15 protein-coding genes are annotated in these 19,649 nt (G+C 73.6%); 13 read left to right on the forward strand and 2 right to left on the reverse strand.

What is annotated here, in order from left to right:
- Positions 1-159: 159 nt before the first annotated feature.
- Together dusB and ACQUFX_RS00465 are read left to right on the forward strand one after the other, a co-directional pair.
- The gene (gene dusB / locus ACQUFX_RS00460; RefSeq protein ID WP_428964044.1) at positions 160-1,314 is read left to right on the forward strand and encodes a tRNA dihydrouridine synthase DusB; all 1,155 of its coding nucleotides are present in this window, start codon (positions 160-162) and stop codon (positions 1,312-1,314) included.
- Positions 1,315-1,430: 116 nt separating this feature from the next.
- The gene (locus ACQUFX_RS00465; protein WP_428964045.1) at positions 1,431-1,994 is read left to right on the forward strand and encodes a GNAT family N-acetyltransferase; all 564 of its coding nucleotides are present in this window, start codon (positions 1,431-1,433) and stop codon (positions 1,992-1,994) included.
- A gap of 92 nt (positions 1,995-2,086) precedes the next feature.
- On the opposite strand, the gene ACQUFX_RS00470 is transcribed toward ACQUFX_RS00465, so the two are convergent.
- Positions 2,087-3,868 carry a family 20 glycosylhydrolase gene (locus ACQUFX_RS00470; RefSeq protein WP_428966814.1) on the reverse strand — a complete coding sequence of 594 codons (1,782 nt, stop codon included), beginning with the start codon at positions 3,866-3,868 and terminating at the stop codon, positions 2,087-2,089.
- A 406-nt stretch (positions 3,869-4,274) separates the two neighbouring features.
- Here ACQUFX_RS00470 and ppdK point away from each other — a divergent pair, with 406 nt between their 5' ends.
- Positions 4,275-7,103: a pyruvate, phosphate dikinase gene (ppdK, locus tag ACQUFX_RS00475; protein WP_428964046.1), complete on the forward strand. Its 2,829-nt coding sequence runs from the start codon at positions 4,275-4,277 to the stop codon at positions 7,101-7,103.
- A gap of 35 nt (positions 7,104-7,138) precedes the next feature.
- Here the strand turns inward: ppdK and ACQUFX_RS00480 are convergent, their stop codons facing one another.
- Positions 7,139-7,636, reverse strand: coding sequence for a roadblock/LC7 domain-containing protein (locus ACQUFX_RS00480; RefSeq protein WP_428964047.1), 498 nt, complete (start codon positions 7,634-7,636; stop codon positions 7,139-7,141).
- Between the two features lie 308 nt (positions 7,637-7,944).
- Between ACQUFX_RS00480 and ACQUFX_RS00485 the strand changes: the two genes are divergently transcribed.
- The 10 genes from ACQUFX_RS00485 to ACQUFX_RS00530 all read left to right on the forward strand — a co-directional run bounded on the left by ACQUFX_RS00485 (position 7,945) and on the right by ACQUFX_RS00530 (position 19,647).
- Positions 7,945-8,295: a VOC family protein gene (locus tag ACQUFX_RS00485; protein WP_428964048.1), complete on the forward strand. Its 351-nt coding sequence runs from the start codon at positions 7,945-7,947 to the stop codon at positions 8,293-8,295.
- Positions 8,296-9,081: 786 nt separating this feature from the next.
- Positions 9,082-9,765, forward strand: a complete 684-nt coding sequence (locus ACQUFX_RS00490) for a GntR family transcriptional regulator (RefSeq protein ID WP_428964049.1) — start codon at positions 9,082-9,084, stop codon at positions 9,763-9,765.
- Positions 9,762-10,727: a tripartite tricarboxylate transporter substrate binding protein gene (locus ACQUFX_RS00495; RefSeq protein ID WP_428964050.1), complete on the forward strand. Its 966-nt coding sequence runs from the start codon at positions 9,762-9,764 to the stop codon at positions 10,725-10,727. Before ACQUFX_RS00490 ends, ACQUFX_RS00495 begins: the two co-directional genes overlap by 4 nt.
- Positions 10,727-11,221 (forward strand): tripartite tricarboxylate transporter TctB family protein, encoded by a 495-nt coding sequence (locus ACQUFX_RS00500; protein ID WP_428964051.1) that lies wholly within the window; start codon positions 10,727-10,729, stop codon positions 11,219-11,221. Before ACQUFX_RS00495 ends, ACQUFX_RS00500 begins: the two co-directional genes overlap by 1 nt.
- Positions 11,218-12,750: a tripartite tricarboxylate transporter permease gene (locus ACQUFX_RS00505; protein ID WP_428964052.1), complete on the forward strand. Its 1,533-nt coding sequence runs from the start codon at positions 11,218-11,220 to the stop codon at positions 12,748-12,750. Before ACQUFX_RS00500 ends, ACQUFX_RS00505 begins: the two co-directional genes overlap by 4 nt.
- Positions 12,747-13,763, forward strand: a complete 1,017-nt coding sequence (locus tag ACQUFX_RS00510; RefSeq protein ID WP_428964053.1) for an exo-alpha-sialidase — start codon at positions 12,747-12,749, stop codon at positions 13,761-13,763. Before ACQUFX_RS00505 ends, ACQUFX_RS00510 begins: the two co-directional genes overlap by 4 nt.
- Complete coding sequence (locus ACQUFX_RS00515; protein WP_428964054.1) at positions 13,760-14,638, forward strand: dihydrodipicolinate synthase family protein; 879 nt, start codon at positions 13,760-13,762, stop codon at positions 14,636-14,638. The genes ACQUFX_RS00510 and ACQUFX_RS00515 overlap by 4 nt, the downstream gene beginning before the upstream one ends.
- 31 nt (positions 14,639-14,669) lie before the next feature.
- A complete protein-coding gene (locus ACQUFX_RS00520; RefSeq protein WP_428964055.1) occupies positions 14,670-16,304 on the forward strand; it encodes a fucose isomerase in 1,635 nt (544 codons plus the stop codon).
- A complete protein-coding gene (locus ACQUFX_RS00525) occupies positions 16,304-17,803 on the forward strand; it encodes an FGGY-family carbohydrate kinase (protein ID WP_428964056.1) in 1,500 nt (499 codons plus the stop codon). The genes ACQUFX_RS00520 and ACQUFX_RS00525 overlap by 1 nt, the downstream gene beginning before the upstream one ends.
- 566 nt (positions 17,804-18,369) lie before the next feature.
- Complete coding sequence (locus ACQUFX_RS00530) at positions 18,370-19,647, forward strand: deoxyguanosinetriphosphate triphosphohydrolase (RefSeq protein ID WP_428966815.1); 1,278 nt, start codon at positions 18,370-18,372, stop codon at positions 19,645-19,647.
- Positions 19,648-19,649 lie beyond the last annotated feature (2 nt).

Consider the following 19,649-nt stretch of genomic DNA (forward strand, 5'->3'; position numbering starts at 1 on the left):
GGACGACGCCGCGCCCTGGGGACGACGCCCCACCGACCGGCCCGCTGTGCTATGCGCCCTCCGCCCCGCAGGCCGGCCCGCCTGCGGTGTGCCGGTGTTAACAGGGGGCCCCTGCTATGCAGAAAGCGTTAAGAGGGGGCCCTTCCTTACACTGGGTGGGTGAGTGAGCGTGGGCTGGTCCTGGGGCGGCACGAGGTGTGGCCGCCGGTGGTGCTCGCCCCGATGGCCGGGATCACCAATGTCGGGTTCCGGCAGCTCTGCCGGGAGCAGGGCGGCGGGATCTACGTCTGCGAGATGATCACGACGGTCGCGCTGGTCGAGCGGAACCCGAAGACGCTGCGCATGATCGCCTTCGGGGACGCCGAGCGCCCGCGCAGCCTCCAGCTCTACGGGACCGACCCGGAGACCACCGCGCAGGCGGTCCGGATCGTGGTGGAGAAGGACCTCGCCGACCACATCGACCTCAACTTCGGCTGCCCGGTGCCGAAGGTCACCCGGCGCGGCGGCGGGGCGGCCCTGCCGTGGCGCCGCCGGCTCTTCGCCCGGCTGGTCACGGCCGCGGTGGACGCCGCCGCACCCGCCGGGGTGCCGGTCACGGTGAAGATGCGCAAGGGCATCGACGACGACCACCTGACGTACGTCGAGGCGGGGCTGGCCGCCCAGGAGGCCGGGGTCGCCTGGGTCGCCCTGCACGGGCGTACCGCCGCGCAGCGCTACTCGGGCACCGCCGACTGGGACGCCATCGCCACCCTGAAGCAGGCGCTGGACGTGCCGGTGCTCGGCAACGGTGACATCTGGGAGGCCGACGACGCGCTAAGGATGGTGGCGCACACCGGCGTGGACGGGGTGGTGGTCGGCCGGGGCTGCCTGGGCCGACCGTGGCTCTTCGCCGACCTGGAGGCGGCCTTCGCCGGCCGCCCCGAGCGGCGGCTGCCCACCCTGGGCGAGGTGACCCGGACCATGCGCCGGCACGCCGAGCTGCTGGTCGACCAGTTCACCGCCGGAGCCCGCAACCCGGCCCGGGGCGAGCGGGACGGCTGCACCGACTTCCGCAAGCACGTCGCCTGGTACCTCAAGGGCTTTCCGATCGGCAGCGAGCTGCGCCGGGCCCTCGCCATGATCGACAGCCTGGCCGAGCTGGACGACCTGCTCGGCAAGCTCGACCCGGACGCGCCGTTCCCGGTGGAGACGCTGGGCCAGCCGCGCGGTCGGACCAACTCGCCGGGCAAGGTCTTCCTGCCCGACGGCTGGCTGGCCAGCCGGGACGACGACACCGCCCCGGAGGGCGCCGAGCTGGCCGACTCCGGCGGCTGAACCACCGGCGCGGTGACCGCGCCACGGAGGTCAGGGGCGCGACGACGGTCCTGCCACGCCGGGGCCGGGCGTGGGAGGATCCCCGCGCGACGACACGCCGGACGGGGAGGCTGATCATGTTCGCGGTGCCGCTGGGCGACGACGCGGAGCTGCGCCCGCTGGAGCCGTGGCGGGCCGGGGAGTTCCTGGCCCACCTGGACCGGGGCCGCGAGTACATCGGCCGGTACGTGGGGCTCACCGACGTGGTCACCGACCTGGCGTCGAGCCGGGCGTTCCTGCGGTCGTACGCGGAGAAGACCGCCGCCGACACCGGCCGGATCTACGGCATCTGGCTCGGGGGTCACCTGGTCGGCGGGGTGCTCTTCCGGACGATGGACCTGGTCAACGGTGCCGCCGAGGCGGGCTGCTGGCTGGAGCCGGCGGCGGTGGGCCGGGGCCTGGTCACCCGGGCCTGCCGCGTGATCATCGACTGGGCGGTCGAGGAGCGGAGCATCCACCGGATCGAGTGGCGTGTCTCGTCGGCGAACGCGGCCAGCATCGCGGTGGCCCGGCGGCTCGGCATGAGCCGGGACGGGGTGCTGCGGGAGAGCTACCTGTACCGGGGCCAGCGGCAGGACATCGAGGTCTGGTCGGTGCTGGCCCCACAGTGGCGGGCCGCCCGCCCGGCACCGAACAGCTGAGCCGACGACCTACGGCCGCGCAGCTACGGCAGTGACCCCGCCGGCTGGGCACCGCTGCGGCGGGAGCCTGCGGCTGCGCCCCGGCCAGCGGGTCAGTCAGGTACGGGGTGGGCCGGCTCCCGGGGCGTGGGCAGGGTCGGCGTGGGCGGCCAGGGCACCTCGGGGGCGCGGTGGTAGGTGATCCCGGCGGCCGTCCAGCGGGGGCCGTGCCCGGCCAGCCGGTCCCGGAACCCGGCCCAGTCGTGTGTCGACCGGGGTGACCAGCCCAGTTCGGCGATCGCGGGCAGCCGGGGGAAGAGCATGAACTCGATCTCGGCCAGCGAGGTCACCGACTCCGTCCACAGGGGTGCCTCGACGCCGAGGACCGCCGCCGCCGGTACCCCGGCCAGGTGCGCGCCCGGGTCCCAGGCGTACGCCCGGTGCACGTCGAGCAGGCCGGCCCAGTCGTGCCCGATCGGGGTCTCCGGGGCGTACTTCATGTCCAGGTAGGCGTGGTTGGCGGGGGAGAGGATCAGGCGGGCGCCCCGGCGGACCGCCTCGGCGGTGCCCGGGTCGTCGCCGTCGGTGCCCCACCACTGGACGACCCGCCCGTCGACGTGCGCGGCCGGGGCGATCTGGTGCCAGCCGACGACCGTCCGGCCCAGGCCGGCGACGATCCGCTGCACCCGCTCGACGAACCCGGCGTACGCGGCGGTTGGCACCTTGAACGCCTCGTCCCCGCCGACGTGCAGGTACGGGCCCGGGGTGTCGGCGGCCAGCTCGGCCAGCACGTCGGCGACGAAGGCGTACGTCCGCTCGCTGGCCGGGTCGACGTAGCTGAACCCGACCTCGGTGCCGGTGTACGGCGGCGGCGCGACCCGGTCCGGCGCCAGCTCCGGGTACGCGGTCAGCGCCGCGTTGGTGTGGCCGGGCAGGTCGATCTCGGGGACCACGGTGACGTGCCGCCGGGCCGCGTACGCCACGATCCGCCGGTAGTCGTCGCGGGTGTAGTGGCCGCCGGGGCCGCCGCCGACCTCGGACGCCCCGCCGACCGTGGCCAGCCGGGGCCACGAGTCGACCGCGAGCCGCCAGCCCTGGTCGTCGGTGAGGTGCAGGTGCAGGTGGTTGAGCTTGTACCGGGCCAGGTGGTCGACCACCCGGAGCACGTCGGACACGCCGAAGAAGTGCCGGGCCACGTCGAGCATCGCGCCCCGGTACCCGAACCGGGGGCGGTCGACGATCGTCCCGCCCGGCAGCACCCAGGGGCCGGCGACCGGTGTGCCGCTCTCGACCGTGGCCGGGAGGAGCTGGCGCAGGGTCTGCACGCCGTGGAACAGCCCGGCCGCGCTACCGGCGCTGATCCGGACCCCGTCGGCGGTGACGTCGAGCCGGTACCCCTCCGGGCCGAGCCCCGGTCCGTCGCCGCCACGGTCGCCGCCACAGTCGCCGTCGCCGTCGCCGTCGCCGTCGCCGTCGCCGTCGCCGTCGCCGTCGCCGTCGCCGTCGCCGTGGCCGTCGGCGGTCCGGGGAGCGGGGACCCGGCCGGCGGGCCGGGGGGCGGGGTCGGGCGCCGGGGCGAGCAGCAGCGGGTCGAGCACCAGCGCGATGCCGCCGCGTGGCTGCGGGTCGGTCGTGTCGGCCACCGGAAGCGGGTACCCGGTCGCCGGGCGGAGCAGGTCGGCGAGCTGCTCGGCGACGTCCCGGGCGGCCGGGTCGGTGGTGACCCGGAGCACGGCCGTCTCCGGCAGCAGGAAGTCGGCGTCCGGGTCGGGCTGCACCCGCTCCGGCGCCGGTACCACGTCGGCGAGCCGGACGGCGGGCGCGGCGAGCCGGGCCTCGGCGACCCGCGCGGCGGCCTGTGCCAGCTCACCGAGGCCCGGCTGGCCGGTGGGCAACGCGGACGGGTCGAGGACCTGCCCGACGGCCGGCTCGCCACCGGACGGGTCGGGGGTGGCGGGGGGCGGCGGGGTGGGGGCGGACGGCACGGGGACACCTCCGGCGGGGTGTATTCGCGGCGAATATGGCAAACACGAATTTTGACGTTGGGTGCTGCCAAGGATACGAGGAGCCGTGGCATTGCGTAATCGTGCGCGTGGGATCGTTCCCAGATACCCGTACGAACGCGGATAGTCGTGATGTCTGTGCGGATGGTCACCGAATGGTCCCCAAGGCAGGCGAAGTTCGCGTAACCTTCGCCCACTCCCATTGGCGTCGATTCCCGGGATTCCGGGGTTGGCGTCGGTGCGAGTGGAAACTGAACCTTCGTTAAGTGTCGGGTCGGCGCGTGTGGGAGGGCTCGGGATGGCGGCACAGCAGAAGGCGCACCAGCACCCGGCGGGACAGCCGGGACAACCAGGGCGGCCGGACCAGGCGGGGCACAAGTACGTCTACGACTTCGCCGAGGGCAACAAGGACCTGAAGGACCTGCTCGGCGGCAAGGGGGCCAACCTGGCCGAGATGACCAACCTCGGCCTGCCGGTGCCGCCCGGCTTCACCATCACCACCGAGGCGTGCCAGGCGTACCTGGCCACCGGTCGGGAGCCGGACGGCCTGGCCGCGCAGATCGCCGACCACCTCGCCGCGCTGGAGCGGGCCATGGGCCGGCGGCTGGGCGACCCGCAGGACCCGCTGCTGGTCTCGGTCCGCTCGGGGGCGAAGTTCTCCATGCCCGGGATGATGGAGACCGTCCTCAACGTCGGCCTGAACGACCGCAGCGTCGTCGGCCTCGCCGCGCAGGCGGGCGCCGGAGCCGCCGGCCGGGACGGGGGCGGAGCCGCCGCCGGCGGGGGGCCGGACGGGGCCGCCTCCGGCGGGGGTGAACGGTTCGCGTGGGACTCGTACCGCCGGCTGATCCAGATGTTCGGCAAGACCGTCTGCGAGGTGCCGGGGGAGGAGTTCGAGCACGCCCTCGACGCGGCGAAGCGGGCCAAGGGGGCCGCCAGCGACCTGGACCTGACCGCCGACGACCTGCGCGAGCTGGTCGGGGCCTACAAGAAGGTCTTCGCCACGCACACCGGCCGGGAGTTCCCACAGGACCCGCGCGAGCAGCTCGACCTGGCGATCCGGGCGGTCTTCGGGTCGTGGAACGCCGAGCGGGCGGTGCTCTACCGCCGCCAGGAGCGGATCCCCGCCGACCTCGGCACCGCGGTCAACGTGGTGGCGATGGTCTTCGGCAACCTCGGCCCGGACTCCGGCACCGGGGTCGCCTTCACCCGCGACCCGGCCACCGGCAACCAGGGCATCTACGGCGACTACCTGGCCAACGCCCAGGGCGAGGACGTGGTCGCCGGCATCCGCAACACGGTGCCCCTCCAGGAGTTGGCGCGCATCGACCAGCGCTCCTACGACCAACTGCTCGACTTCATGGCCCGGCTGGAACGGCACTACCGGGACCTGTGCGACATCGAGTTCACCATCGAGCGCGGCAAGCTCTGGATGCTCCAGACCCGGGTCGGCAAGCGGACCGCCGCCGCCGCGTTCGTCATCGCCGGTCAGCTCGTCGACGAGGGCCTGATCGACCTCGACGAGGCGCTGCACCGGGTCACCGGCGCGCAACTGGCGCAGCTCATGTTCCCCCGGTTCCAGCTCGACCACGGCATCGAGCCGGTCGCCACCGGCGTCGGGGCGTCCCCCGGAGCGGCCTGCGGGAAGGTGGTCTTCACCTCGGCCCGCGCCGTCGAACTGGCCGGCGAGGGCGAGGCGGTGATCCTGGTCCGCCGGGAGACCAACCCGGACGACCTCAACGGCATGATCGCCGCCCGGGGCATCCTCACCTCACGCGGCGGCAAGACCAGCCACGCCGCGGTGGTGGCCCGGGGCATGGGCAAGACCTGCGTCTCCGGTGCCGACGAGATCGACGTGAACGTCCCGCAGCGGCGGTTCACCGTCGCCGGGCGGACCGTGACGGAGGGCGACGTCGTCTCCGTCGACGGCACCACCGGCAAGGTGTACCTGGGTGAGGTGCCGGTGATGCCCTCCGAGGTGGTCCGGTACTTCGAGGGGGACGTCGACCCGGAGCGCAGCGACGACGCGCTGGTCCGCGCCGTACACCGGATCATGACGCACGCGGACGCCCGACGGCGGCTGGCGGTCCGGACGAACGCCGACACCGGCGCGGACGCCGCGCGGGCCCGGCGCTTCGGCGCCGAGGGCATCGGCCTGTGCCGGACCGAGCACATGTTCCTCGGGGACCGGCGGGAACTGGTGGAACGGCTGATCCTGGCCCGCACGGACACCGAGCGCGCGGACGCGCTGGCCGCGTTGCTGCCGTTGCAGCGCGCCGACTTCGAAGAGATCTTCCGCGAGATGGCCGGGCAGCCGGTGACGGTCCGGCTGATCGACCCGCCGTTGCACGAGTTCCTGCCCCCGCTGGAGCAACTCGCGGTGGACGTCGCGGTGGCCCAGGAGCGCGGCGAGGACGTGGCCCGGGAGGAGGCGCTGCTCGCCGCCGTCCGGCGGATGCACGAGGAGAACCCCATGCTCGGCCTGCGCGGGGTCCGGCTCGGCCTGGTCATCCCCGGCCTCTTCGCGATGCAGGTCCGGGCGATCACCGAGGCCGCCGTCACGGTCACCCGGGCCGGGTCGGTGGCCCGGCCCGAGATCATGGTCCCGCTGGTCGGCGCGGTCCAGGAGCTGGAGACGGTACGGGCCGAGGCCGAGAAGATCATCGCGGAGGTGGTCGGGGAGAGCGGGGTGGAGGTGCTGATCGGCACGATGATCGAGGTACCCCGGGCGGCGCTGACCGCCGGGCAGATCGCCGAGGCGGCGCAGTTCTTCTCCTTCGGCACCAACGACCTGACCCAGATGGGCTGGGGGTTCTCCCGCGACGACGTCGAGGGCGCGTTCTTCTGGCGCTACCTGGAGTTGGGCATCTTCGGCATCTCCCCGTTCGAGTCGATCGACCGGGACGGGGTCGGGCGGCTGGTCCGGATCGCCGCCGAGGAGGGCCGGGCGGCCCGGCCGGACCTGAAGCTCGGGATCTGCGGCGAGCACGGTGGCGACCCCGACTCGGTGCACTTCTTCCACGACGTCGGGCTGGACTACGTCTCCTGCTCGCCGTTCCGGGTGCCGGTCGCCCGGCTGGAGGCGGGCCGGGCGGTGGTGAGCAGCGAGGGCTCGGACAGCCGCTGAGTCGGCAGTGGCCCGACGGGCGGGCCGGTCGCCGGTCAGACGGGCGGGCGGCGCCAGGCCGGGGGTCGGGTGCGGCGCAACTGCGCCGGCAGGGTGGCCATCGGGGTACGGACCGCCAGCGGCGCGTGCCCCTGGGTCAACTGGATGCTCTCCACGCCGGTGCGCTGGACCTCGAAGCGGGCCCCGGCCCGCGCCGCCACCTCCCGGGCCTCCCCGCGCAGCGCCGCCAGATCGGTGGTCGGGCCGATGACCAGGGTGAGCAGGGCGTGCAACCCGGCCGGGCAGACCACCACCGTGCCGGTCGAGGTGTTCAGCACGAAGTCGTGGAACTCGCTGCGGTCGATGGTGTCCGCCATCCGCTGGCCGAGCCCGAAGCTCGCGGCGGAGAGCGCCGCCAGGTGGGTGGCGTCGGTGGTCGGCAGGTCGCTGGCGATGAGCAGGCCGTCCGTACCGGCCAGCACGCCCCCGGTCACCTCCGGCCGGCGGTGGCGCAGCGCCCGCAACTCCGTCACCATCACCGCGTCTGCGTCCACGATCGGCTCTCCTCGAGGTCGTGCTTCAGGCGTACCGGTCCACTGGTCACGTTCTGCTGCCAAAACGCTACCGGTGGCTGTGCGTACGACGCGATCCCCGAGGGGTTGACGATCGGTCCACAAAGGTTGCCTGATCGGAGGTTGCCAGTGTGTCCACACTCGATTCCCGCCGCGCCGGGCGGCCCGGTCCGGCGTAACCTGAGCGGGCTCGAACTGTCGGATCCGGGAGCGAGGGGTGGCCAGATGATCGAGGCCAGCGGTCGGCGCGGGGCGGTCGGTGCCGGGATCGGCCGGCGGGAGGTCCGGGCGTGAGCAGCACGTGGGCCCAGGTGACCGTGGACGCCCGGGACCCGGCCCGGCTCGCCCACTGGTGGGCCGAGGCACTCGGGTACCGGGTCGTCACCGAGACGCCCGACGAGGTGGAGATCCGGCCCTCCCTGGCCGGCGCACCGGGTCTCGTCTTCGTGCCGGTACCCGACGACAAGAAGGTCAAGAACCGTCTCCACCTCGACCTGCGCCCCAGCGACCAGGAGGCCGAGGTCGAGCGCCTGGTCGACATGGGTGCCCGGCACGTGGACGTGGGCCAGGACGAGGAGGTCGGCTGGGTGGTGCTGGCCGACCCGGAGGGCAACGAGTTCTGCGTCCTGCCGGCGGCGTGAGTCACCTCTGTCCGGGGGCACGGGGTCGTCCCGGGGAGGTGCTGCCACGGCTGCCCGGTCCACCGGTCGACATCGTGCGTCCCGGCACCCGGGCATCCGTTTCCACCCCGCAGCGCACGAAGGGGTCGGAACGCCGCGACTGAGCACCGACGGTGCCGCCGGTGACGTGGCCGCCCTCGCCGTACCGCCGGCACGCCGGAGGCCGGACGGAGCACGGGGCGGATCCCGGCCACCCGTGCCCCGACGAGCCCCGCCACCCGTGCGCCCACCGGTGCCGGGCCCGGCCCCCCGCGCCTGCTGCCGTGGGCACGTCCGTCCCCCCGGCCGCTGTTCGCCCTCGGTCCGCCCCGGTCGCTGTACCCCGTCGGTCCGCCCGGCTGCTGTACCCCGTCGGTCCGCCCCGGCTGCTGCACCCCGTCGGTCCGCCCCGGTCGCTGTTCGCCGCCGTGGCCCGCCGCGCCGTCGTGCAGTCGGGCCCGCTGCCGGGGCGGGGCGGCTCCGCCGGCAGCGTTGCTTGCCCGCCCGAGGCCCGGCCCCCACCCGGCGGGGCGTCCCGCCGTCCACCCGGCCGGGCCTCCCGCCGTCCACGCGGCGCGGGGTGTGAGAAGGGAGCCCTTCTCTACCGCAGGCGTTAAGAAGGGGCCCTTCCTTCCCCCCGGTCGGAGTCGGACATGGGCTGTCACCAGGCATGACGCAGGCAGGAAACAACGAGAAACTCGCTCGTATCCCCCGTTGACGCTCGGTGAAACCGAGTGTTAACTGTTAACAGTTACCAGGAGGACAATCGTGTTGGACGTCAGGCCGATCAGGGCGGAGTCCCTCGGCGAGAAGCTGGCCACCGAGCTGCGCCGCCGCATCATCGTGGGCGACGTACCCTCGGGGACCCGGCTCGTCGAGGAGGAGCTGGCTGATTCCTTCCGGGTCAGCCGGGGTCCGGTCCGGGACGCCATCCGCATCCTGCGGGCGGAGGGACTGGTCACCGGCTCCGGCCGCAACGCGGTCACCCGCTCGCTGAGCGACGCCGACATCGAGGAGCTGATGGCTCTCCGGGAGGCGTTCGAACTGCTGGCGGTGGAGCGGGCCATCACCGTCCGGCGCGAGGTCCTCGCCCACCAGTTACAGGCGGCCCTGGTCGACATGGACGCGGCCCTGGCCGACCGTGACGCCACCGCCTTCACCACCGCGGACGTCCGGTTCCACAGCGCCTTCTTCGAGGTCGCCGGGCTGACCCGGCTCAGCGTCCTGTGGAACCAGTTCCGCCCCACCATCGAGGGCCTGCTGCACGCCTCCGGCAAGCGGCTGGCCGATCTCGCGCCCTCGGCGCGGGAGCACCACGACCTCGCCGACCTGATCGCGGCCGGCAAGGTGCTCGAAGTCAAGGCCGAGCTGCACCGCCACCTGCAGACGACCTGTTCGCGACTGCGGTCCGCGATTCCCCCGACCCCCGTCCAGAGAGAGACCGATCAATGAGATCACGCATGCTGCGGTTCGCCGCTGTCGCCCTCGCCGGCACCTTGGTCATGACCGGTTGCGCCAACCGGGGCGGTAGCGACTCCGGCGACGCCGAGAACTTCCCCGCGAAGGACTTCACCCTCGTCGTGCACGCCGGCGCCGGCGGTGGTTCCGACCTGACCGCCCGTACCCTGGCCAAGGAGCTGGAGGCGGACCTCGGCCGGTCGATCGTGGTCGAGAACCGCACCGGCGGCGGTGGCCGGGTCGGCCTGACCTACCTCAAGGACCGCCCCGCCGACGGGTACTCCATCGGGTTCATCCCGGTGGAGGTGTCGATGCTGGGCCACCAGGGCGCCGACATCAAGCCGGAGCAGTACACCATCCTCGGGCAGGTCATGAACGCCCCGGCGACCCTCTCGGTGCCGACGAACAGCCCGTACCAGACCCTCGACGAGCTGCTCGCCGCGGCGAAGCAGAACCCGGGCACGATCACCGTGTCGAACTCGGGCGCCGGGGCGATCTGGGAGGCCGCCACCCTGGCCCTCGGTGAGGCGGCCGGGGCGACCTTCAAGCCGGTGCCGTACGACGGTGGTGCCCCCGCGGTGGCCGCCGCGGTCTCCGGCGAGGTCCAGGCCGTGATGGCCGGGGTCAGCGAGTCCGCCTCCGCGGCCGCCAACAACCAGCTCCGGGTCCTCGGCGTGCTGGCGCCGGAGCGGGTCAGCTCGCTGCCGGACGTGGCCACCGCCAAGGAGCAGGGCATCGACGTGGTCATCGGTGGCTGGGGCCTGATGGGTGCCCCCGCCGGGCTGCCGGACGCGGTCAAGGAGCGGCTGGCCGCCGCCGTGCAGAAGGCCGCCTCGTCGCAGACCTTCCAGGACGTGATGACCAAGGCCGGCAACACCCCGCTGGCGACCTCGCCCGACGAGGCCACCCAGTTCGCCCAGTCCGAGTTCGAGCGCTTCGGGGAGATCTACGGGTAATGGCTACCGTCCACCCGCCGACCCAGGGTGACTCCGGTGCCGCCTCGCGTTGGCGCGAGGCGGCACTGGGGGCGATCTGCCTGGTGCTGGGCGCCGCGCTGCTCTGGATGGCCCGCTCGATCGAGCTGCCGGCCCGGGCGATGGCGGTGAGCCCCCGGATCTGGCCCGAGGCCCTGGCCTACGGGATCATGGGCCTCTCGGTCCTCCAGATCGTCTCGTCCTTCGTCAGCACGCCGAAGGTCGATGACGACGACGAGGAGGAGGGCCCCGTCGTCCGCTCGGGGATCGTGCGGGTGGTCGGCTTCGTCCTGGCCACGGTCGCCTTCGGCTTCCTCTGGTACTTCGTGCACTTCCTGGTCTCCGGGCTGGTCTTCGTCGCCGCCCTGACCTGGATCGCCGGGGGCCGGGGGCTCAAGGACCTGGTTCTCTTCCCCGCCGGGGTGACGGTCTTGATCTACGTCCTCTTCGGCCTGCTGCTGAGGGTCCCGCTATGAACCCACTGGTCGAGGGCTTCGGTGCCCTCCTCTCCCTGGAGATGCTGCTCTGCGTCCTCGCGGGCGCGGCGATCGGCATGCTGGTCGGCGCCTTCCCCGGGGTCACCGCCACCATGGCGGTCGCCCTGGCCAGCGCCTTCACCCTGACCATGGATCCGCTGCCCGGCCTGGCCGTGCTGCTGACCATCCTGATCGGGGCCCAGTTCGGTGACCGGGTACCGGCCATTCTGATCAACACCCCGGGTACCCCCGCGTCGATCGCCACCACCTTCGACGGGTACGCGATGGCCAAGCAGGGCAAGGCCGGCCTCGCGCTGACCGCCTCGGCCTTCGCCTCGGCGATCGGTGGCTTCGTCGGCATCGCGGTGCTGATGGTCGCGGCGATCCCGCTGAGCACGGTGGCCATGCGGTTCGGGTCCCCGGAGATGTTCGCCCTGGTGATCTTCGGTCTGACCATGATGGTCGAGGTCTCCGGCAAGCAGCTCGTCAAGGGCCTCATCGCCGGTCTCTTCGGCCTGGCCCTGGGCGCCATCGGCCGGGACCCGATGGACGGCTCCGACCGGTTCACCTTCGGCATCCCGCAGCTGGTGGAGGGGGTCCCCTTCATCGCGGTGATCATCGGCCTCTTCGGCATCGCCGAGGTGTTCAGCCAGATGATCTCCAAGAAGCACGCCTCCCAGAAGCCGATCACCAACTTCGGCCGCTGGTGGCCGAACAAGCGGGAGACCCGGCAGTTGGTCAAGCCGATCGCCGTCGGCTCGGGCGTCGGCACCGTGGTCGGGGTCCTGCCCGCCGTCGGCGGGGACATCGGCGGCATCGTCGCCTGGAACCAGGCCAAGCGGGTCTCCAAGGAGCCCGAGAAGTTCGGCAAGGGCTCGATCGAGGGTGTCGCCGCCGCCGACGGCTCCTCCAACGCCGGGGTCGGTGGGTCGGTGCTGACCACCCTCGCCCTCGGGGTGCCGGGTGACTCGGTGATGGCGGTCATGCTCGGCTCGATGATCATCTGGGGCATCCAGCCCGGTCCGGGCCTCTTCAGTAACCAGCCGGACCTGGTCTACTCCATCGCCGGCATCATGTTCTTCGCCACCGTGCTGACCCTGGGGCTGAGCCTGCTGCGCATGCGCGGGGTCGCCAAGCTCCTCGAACTGCCCAACCGGTTCCTCTGGACGGTCATCCTGACCTTCTGCGTCGTCGGCACGTACGCGGTGAACACCAGCGTCTTCGACGTCGGGGTCATGCTCGTGTTCGGCGTGCTCGGGCTGCTGCTGCGCCGGTACGGCTTCCCGGCCGGCCCGATCGTCCTCGGCCTGATCCTCGGCCCGCTGGCCGAGCGGAACTTCCGCCGGTCGATGGAGCTGGGCGGGCTGGAGACCATCTACACCAGCCCGATCGCGGTGGGTCTGCTGCTGCTGGGCGTGGCGGCCGTCGCGCTGCCCCGGGTCCGCGCCCGGATCAAGGCCCGCCGGCAGCGCCCCGAGGACAGCGACACCCCGACCGACCCGCCGGTCCCCGCCGGGGCGAGCCGGTGACGGCGAAGCACGCCGTCGTCCGGGACGTCCCCGGTCAGTGTCACGGCAGCACCGTCTGCCCGGTCGACGGATCCCTCGTGGTCGCCTGGTTCGCCGGTGACCACGAGGGGGCGGCCAACTCCCGGATCTGGCTCGCCACCGGGGCCGGTGCCGACTGGTCGGCACCGGTGGTCGTCAGCGGGGACCTGGCCCCCTGCTGGAACCCGGTGCTGCACCGGCGGACCGACGGCGATCTGGTCTGCTGGTTCAAGGTCGGCACGACCATCTCGGCCTGGGTGACGTACGAGGTGACCTCGGCCGACGGGGGCCGGACCTGGTCGACCCCGCGACGGGTGGGGGAGCCCGGCGGCCGGGGCCCGGTCCGTACCCCGCCGCTGCGGCTGCGCTCCGGCCGGCTGCTCGCCGGGGCCTCCACCGAGACCTGGGGGGAGCGCCCCCGCTGGGACTGCTTCGTCGACCTCAGCGACGACGACGGCCGGACCTGGCGGCGGCGGCCGGACATCGCCCTCGACCACGACACGTTCCCCGGCGCCGGCGCCATCCAGCCGGCCCTCTGGCAGACCCCGGGCGGCACGGTGCGGCTGCTGGCCCGCAGCACCGCCGGCCGGCTGGTCGCCGCGAGCAGCGACGACGAGGGCGAGACCTGGTCGCCGGGGACGCTCAGCGGGGTGCCGAACAACAACTCCGGCGTCGCCGTCGCCCGCCTCGGTGACACCGTGTACCTGGCCCACAACCCGACGGTGGGGGACTGGGCCAGCCGCGCCCCCCTGGTCGTCTCCACCTCCACCGACGAGGGAAAGACCTTCCAGCCCTGGCTGACCCTGGAGGAGTCCCTCGGCGAGACGGCGGGCGAGGGCTACCGGCCCGCCGACTCCGGGGTGCAGACCACCGGGGACAACGAGTTCTCGTACCCCTGCCTGGTCCCCGTCGGGGACCGGCTCGTCGTGACCTACACCTGGCAGCGGCGCGGCATCGTGCTCGCCCTGCTCGACCCCTCGGAGCGCACCCCATGACGGCCCATCCCGCCGCGAACCTGATCAGTGCCCTGCCGATCCTCTTCGAGTCCGACGGCGCGGTCGACCTGAAGGCCACCCGGGCCGCCTACGACCAGCTCGCCCCGCAGCCGCTGGACGGGGTCTTCGTGGCCGGCACCACCGGGGAGTTCACCACCCTCACCGACGACGAGCGGCTGGCCGTCTGCGTCGAGGCGGGCGAGGCGTTCGGCCCGGAGCGGACCTACTGGCACGTCGGGCACGCCTCCACCCACCAGGCGGTCGCGCTGACCCGGGCCGCCGTCGACCGGGGGGCCCGTTGGTTCGCTGCGCTGACCCCGCACTACTTCCCGGCCACCGAGGCGGCCCTGCTGGGCTACTACGAGGCCGTGGTGGCCGCCGCCGCCGGGCGGCCGGTGTACGGGTACCTCTTCGCGGCCCGGACCACCACCACGGTCTCCCCGGCCCTGCTGGCCCGGCTGGCCGGCACCGGACTGGCCGGCGTGAAGATCAGCGGTGAGCCGACCGACGTGCTGGGCGGGTACCTCGCCGCGCTGGCCGACCCGGCGGTGCCGGTCTACTCCGGCGCCGACGCCGAGTTCACCGAGGTCGTCGATGCCGGTGGGGCCGGGGTGGTGTCCGGGGTCAGCTCGGTGCTGCCCGGCCCGTTCCTGGCCGTCCGGGACGCCCTGCGCAGCGGGGACGCCGCCGCCCTGACGGTGGCCCGGGAACGGTCCCTGCGCGCGGTGGCCGCCACCCGGCAGGGCAACCTCGCCCACCTCAAGGCCGTGCTCGAACTGCGCGGCCTGCCGGCCAGCGGGCTGCGGGCCCCGCTCGACCCGATCTCGCCGGCCGACCGTCGCGCCCTCGAAGCCGACGTCGCCGACCTGCTCTGACCCTGTCCGCACCCGTCCCAAGGAGCCCTTCGTGAGCAGCTACGCCTTTCCCGCGTCGACCGAACAGCCCCAGGCCGAGCCGGGGGTCGTCTACACCGTCGCCAGTGGTGACCAGCGGCTGAGCGCCAACGTCACCTGCTGGCCCACGCAGCGGCAGTTCGAGGCCGACCTGGAGCGGGCGGTCACCGCCCTCGGCCACCGGGTCCAGCGGGCCCACCCGTACGACGCCGACGCCGGGCACGGCTTCATCGCCAGCCAGCGGCAGGGCATCGAGGTGTTCAGGTCGATCCCGCCGGACGCCCCGCTGATCGTCGCCGAGGCGGTCTGGCAGTTCAGCCACCACGTGCTGGCCGGGCTGCGGACCCACCGGGGACCGATCCTGGTGGTGGCGAACTGGAACGGCGAGTTCCCCGGCCTGGTCGGCCTGCTCGGGCTGACCGCCAGCCTGACCAAGGCGGGGGTGGCGCACTCCGTCCTGTGGAGCGAGAAGTTCACCGACGACTGGGCGGTGGACGGGCTGCGGACCTGGCTGGAGACCGGCACGCTGGAGCACGACCTGAGCCACGTGCGGGACCTGCCGGCGCTGCCGGAGACCGAGGAGGTCCGGCTCGGCCGGGCGCTGGCCGAGCAGCTCCGCAGGGACAAGGCCATCATCGGCGTCTTCGATGAGGGCTGCATGGGCATGTACAACGCCGTCATCGACGACGAGCTGCTCAACCCGCTCGGCATCTACAAGGAGCGGCTGTCGCAGAGCGCCCTGGTGGCCGAGATGGGCAAGGTCACCGACGCCGAGGCCCAGGCCGTGCGGGACTGGCTCGACGCCGCCGGGCTGACCTTCCACACCGGCACCGACGAGGCCACCGAGCTGACCGACGCCCAGCTCCACAGCCAGTTCAAGATGTACGTCGCCGCGCTGCGCATCTCCGACGACTTCGGCCTGGACGCGGTGGGCATCCAGTACCAGCTCGGCCTCAAGGACGTCGTGCCGGCCAGCGACCTGGTCGAGGGGCTGCTCAACAACGTCTCCCGGCCCCCGGTGCGCAGCCGCGACGACGCCCGCGAGCTGTACGCCGGCGCGCCGCTGCCGCACTTCAACGAGGTCGACGAGGGGGTGGCCGTGGACTCCCTGGTCACCAACCGGATCTGGACCGCGATGGGGCTGGACCCGGCGACCACCCTGCACGACATCCGGTGGGGCGAGGAGTACGACGGCCGGTTCGTCTGGGTGATGGAGATCTCCGGCTCGGTGCCCGCCTCGCACAACGGCGGGTACGACAAGAGCTGGAGCATGCGGCAGCCGCCGATGTTCTTCCCGCTGGGCGGTGGCACCCTCAGCGGCGTCTCCAAGCCCGGGGAGATCGTCTGGTCGCGGGTGTTCATCATGGACGGCGTCCTCCACGTCGACCTGGGCCGGGGCAGCGCGGTCGAGCTGCCGGCGGAGGAGACCCAGCGCCGGCTGAACGCCACCAACCCGCAGTGGCCGATCATGCACGCGGTGCTGCACGGCGTCGGCCGGGACCAGCTCATGGCCCGGCACAAGGCCAACCACCTCAACGTGGTGTACGCCCCGGACGCCGCCACCGCCGACAAGGCCCTGGCCGCCAAGGCGGCGATGTTCGCCGAGCTGGGCCTGGTGGTGCACGTCTGCGGCGACGTGAGTCTCTGATGGACCCGCTGCTGATCGGCATCGACCTGGGGACGGGGAGCAGCAAGGGGGTGCTCACCGACGCGCAGGGGCGGGTGGTGGCCACCGCCGTGCGGCCCCGCCCCCGGTCGATGTCCCTGCCCCGACCGGGCTGGGCGGAGGTGGACCCCGAGGGGGTCTGGTGGGCCGACGTGGTCTCCATCGCCGCCGAGCTGACCGCCGCCGCCCAGGGGGCCTCGATCGCGGCGGTCTGCGTCAGCGGGGTCGGCCCCTGCCTGGTCCTCTGCGACGAGCAGGACAGCCCGGTCCGCCCGGCCATCCTGTACGGCATCGACATGCGGGCCACCGCCGAGATCGCCGAACTGACCGGGCGGTACGGGGCGGAGCAGGTGCTGACCCGGGCCGGTACCCCGCTGACCACCCAGGCGGTCGGGCCGAAGGCCGAGTGGGTACGCCGGCACGAGCCGCAGGTCTGGCAGGCCGCCCGCCGCTGGTACAACTCCAGCTCGTACGTGGTGCGGAAGCTGACCGGCGAGTATGTCCTGGACCACCACACCGCCAGCCAGTCGGTGCCGCTGTACGACATCGAGGCGCGGGACTGGCACCAGCCCTGGTACGCCGAGATCATGGGGCACCTGCCCCCGCCCCGGTTGGCCTGGTCGGCGGAGATCGTCGGCGGGGTGACCCGGGCGGCGGCGGAGGCCACCGGCCTGCCGGAGGGAACCCCGGTCTGCGCCGGCACGGTGGACGCCTGGGCGGAGTCGGTCAGCGTCGGGGTACGCCGCCCCGGTGACCTGATGCTGATGTACGGCTCCACCATGTTCTTCGTGCAGCAGCTCCAAGGGATCGCCCGGCATCCGCAGCTCTGGAACACCGCCGGGGTGGCCCCGGGCCAGCACTGCCTGGCCGCCGGGATGGCCACCTCGGGGAGCCTGACGAGCTGGGTACGGGACCTGGTCGGGGAGGTGCCCTTCGAGACCCTGGTCGCCGAGGCGGCCCGGGTGCCGGCGGGCTCCGACGGGCTGCTGCTGCTGCCGTACTTCGCTGGGGAACGCACCCCGATCTTCGACCCGGACGCCCGGGGGGTGATCGCCGGGCTGACCCTGCGGCACGGCCGGGGCCACCTGTTCCGGGCCGTGTACGAGGGCATCGCCTTCGGCATCCGGCAGATCCTGGAGCTGCTGGACACCCCGGCCAACCCGGTGCGCCGGCTGGTCGCGGTGGGCGGGGGGACCCAGGGCGGGCTCTGGACCCGGATCGTCAGCGACGTCACCGGCCGGGAGCAGGAGGTACCGGAGGTGACCATCGGGGCCAGCTACGGCGACGCCCTGCTGGCCGCGACCGGGGCCGGGCTGGTCGCCCCGGACACCGACTGGACCCGGCCGGGCGAGATCGTCCGTCCCGACCCGGCGGTGCGGGGCACCTACGACACCCTCTACGCCGGGTACACCAGCCTCTACACCGACACCCGGGCCCAGGTGCACACCCTCGCCGCCCTCCAGGGCGGCACTCCCGCCTGAACCACCCGGGCCGGGTCTTCGCCCTGCTCGTGGGCGGCCGTGGCGGCCAGCGGGTTCCCCGGGGTCAGGCGGGTGACGTCTCGCCCCGGGCTTGTCGGTGGGATGGCCTCGACTTCCTGTGGAACTGCCCGCACAGACGGGGCAGGGCGCGGTACGCCGGTGCGGGTGGAGAGCGTGTGACGTCTGCGTGCGCCGACGCTGACCCGGCACTCAGTGCCGGCCGCAGCTCGCCGTCGTCGGATCCGTGTGGGCGTGGTCTGACAGGTGGGGCAGCTCGAAAGGATCGGGCTCGTGGACACTGTGCCGGCCGTACTCGGCCCGGCCGTCGCGTCGTCGCCGTCGTCGGGTTCCCCGGTCGACGCACCGCTCCCTGATCGTGAAACGCCCATGCTGCGCCGCCTGGCCGGATGGCCGGATGGACGATCCTGAGTCGTGGTTGAGTGCTCGGGGTAGGGGTACCGTGCAGGCGACCGCGCCCCCGGCGGCGCGACCGAGGTCGAGGGGTGATCAGCGTGGGTTCTCCGGCGCGGCCGACCGCCCCCGGTCTCCCGGACCCGGCCGACCCGGTGGTGCCCGAGGAGGCCCGGCGGCGGGTGCCCGAGCCCGCGAAGGACAGCGGGTACGGGCGCTCCGCGTACGAACGGGACCGGGCCCGGGTGCTGCACTCGGCCGCGTTCCGCCGGCTGGCCGCCAAGACCCAGGTGCACACCGCCGGCACCGACGACTTCCTGCGGACCCGGCTGACCCACTCGCTGGAGGTGGCGCAGATCGCCCGCGAGATGGGCGCCCGGCTGGGCTGCGACCCGGACGTGGTGGACACCGCCGGGCTCGCCCACGACCTCGGTCACCCGCCCTTCGGGCACAACGGCGAGGCCGCCCTGGACCTGCTGGCCGGCGGCTGCGGCGGGTTCGAGGGCAACGCCCAGACGCTGCGGGTGCTGACCCGGCTGGAGGCGAAGGTGCTCGCCCCGGACGGCACCTCGGCCGGGCTCAACCTGACCCGGGCCGCGCTCGACGCCACCGGCAAGTACCCCTGGCCGCGCCGCCCCGGCCAGCGCAAGTTCGGGGTGTACGCCGACGACCGGCCGGTCTTCGACTGGCTGCGGGCGGGCGCCCCCGCCGACGGGCGGCGCTGCCTGGAGGCGCAGGTGATGGACTGGGCCGACGACGTGGCGTACTCGGTGCACGACGTGGAGGACGGTGTGCACTCCGGGTACGTCGCGCTGCGTCCGCTGCTGGTCGACCCGGCCGAGCGGGCCGCGCTCTGCGCGGACGTCGCCGCCACGTACTCCGGGGAGTCCGCCACCGACCTGGCGGCGGTGCTGGTGGACCTGCTCGCCGAGCCGGCGCTGGCCGGGCTGGCCGACTACGACGGCAGTCACCGGGCGCAGGCCGGGCTGAAGGCCACCACCAGCCTGCTGACCGGCCGGTTCGTCGCGGCGGCGGTGGCCGCCACGCAGGCCCGGTACGGCCCCGGCCCGCACCGGCGGTACGCCGCCGACCTGGTCGTCCCGCGTCGGATCCGGGCGCAGTGCGCGCTGCTCAAGGGGATCGCCCTGCGGTACGTGATGCGCCGGCCCGGCGCCGAGGCCCGGTACGCCCGCCAGCGGGAGGTGCTCGCCGAACTGGTGGCGGCGCTGGTGCGCCGGGCGCCGGAGGGGCTGGACCCGGTCTTCGCGCCGCTGTGGCGGGCCGCCGACAGCGACCCGGCCCGGCTGCGGGTGGTGATCGACCAGGTCGCCTCGCTCACCGATCCGGCCGCCGTCGCCTGGCACCACCGGCTCACCGGTCGGCCGGGGGCGGGTCCCGCTGTCGGTCACCCGCTGGACACCGACCGTACTTAGGA

The organism is Micromonospora fluostatini, assembly GCF_050410825.1.
Taxonomy (GTDB): domain Bacteria; phylum Actinomycetota; class Actinomycetes; order Mycobacteriales; family Micromonosporaceae; genus Micromonospora; species Micromonospora rosaria.

Bases quoted from the DNA above. Each gene is read 5' to 3' on its own strand.
- ACQUFX_RS00505 (WP_428964052.1), top strand. From the start codon at position 11,218: ATGAACCCACTGGTCGAGGGCTTCGGTGCCCTCCTCTCCCTGGAGATG.
- ACQUFX_RS00500 (WP_428964051.1), top strand. From the start codon at position 10,727: ATGGCTACCGTCCACCCGCCGACCCAGGGTGACTCCGGTGCCGCCTCG.
- ACQUFX_RS00465 (WP_428964045.1), top strand. From the start codon at position 1,431: ATGTTCGCGGTGCCGCTGGGCGACGACGCGGAGCTGCGCCCGCTGGAG.
- ACQUFX_RS00515 (WP_428964054.1), top strand. From the start codon at position 13,760: ATGACGGCCCATCCCGCCGCGAACCTGATCAGTGCCCTGCCGATCCTC.
- ACQUFX_RS00525 (WP_428964056.1), top strand. From the start codon at position 16,304: ATGGACCCGCTGCTGATCGGCATCGACCTGGGGACGGGGAGCAGCAAG.
- ppdK (WP_428964046.1), top strand. From the start codon at position 4,275: ATGGCGGCACAGCAGAAGGCGCACCAGCACCCGGCGGGACAGCCGGGA.
- ACQUFX_RS00495 (WP_428964050.1), top strand. From the start codon at position 9,762: ATGAGATCACGCATGCTGCGGTTCGCCGCTGTCGCCCTCGCCGGCACC.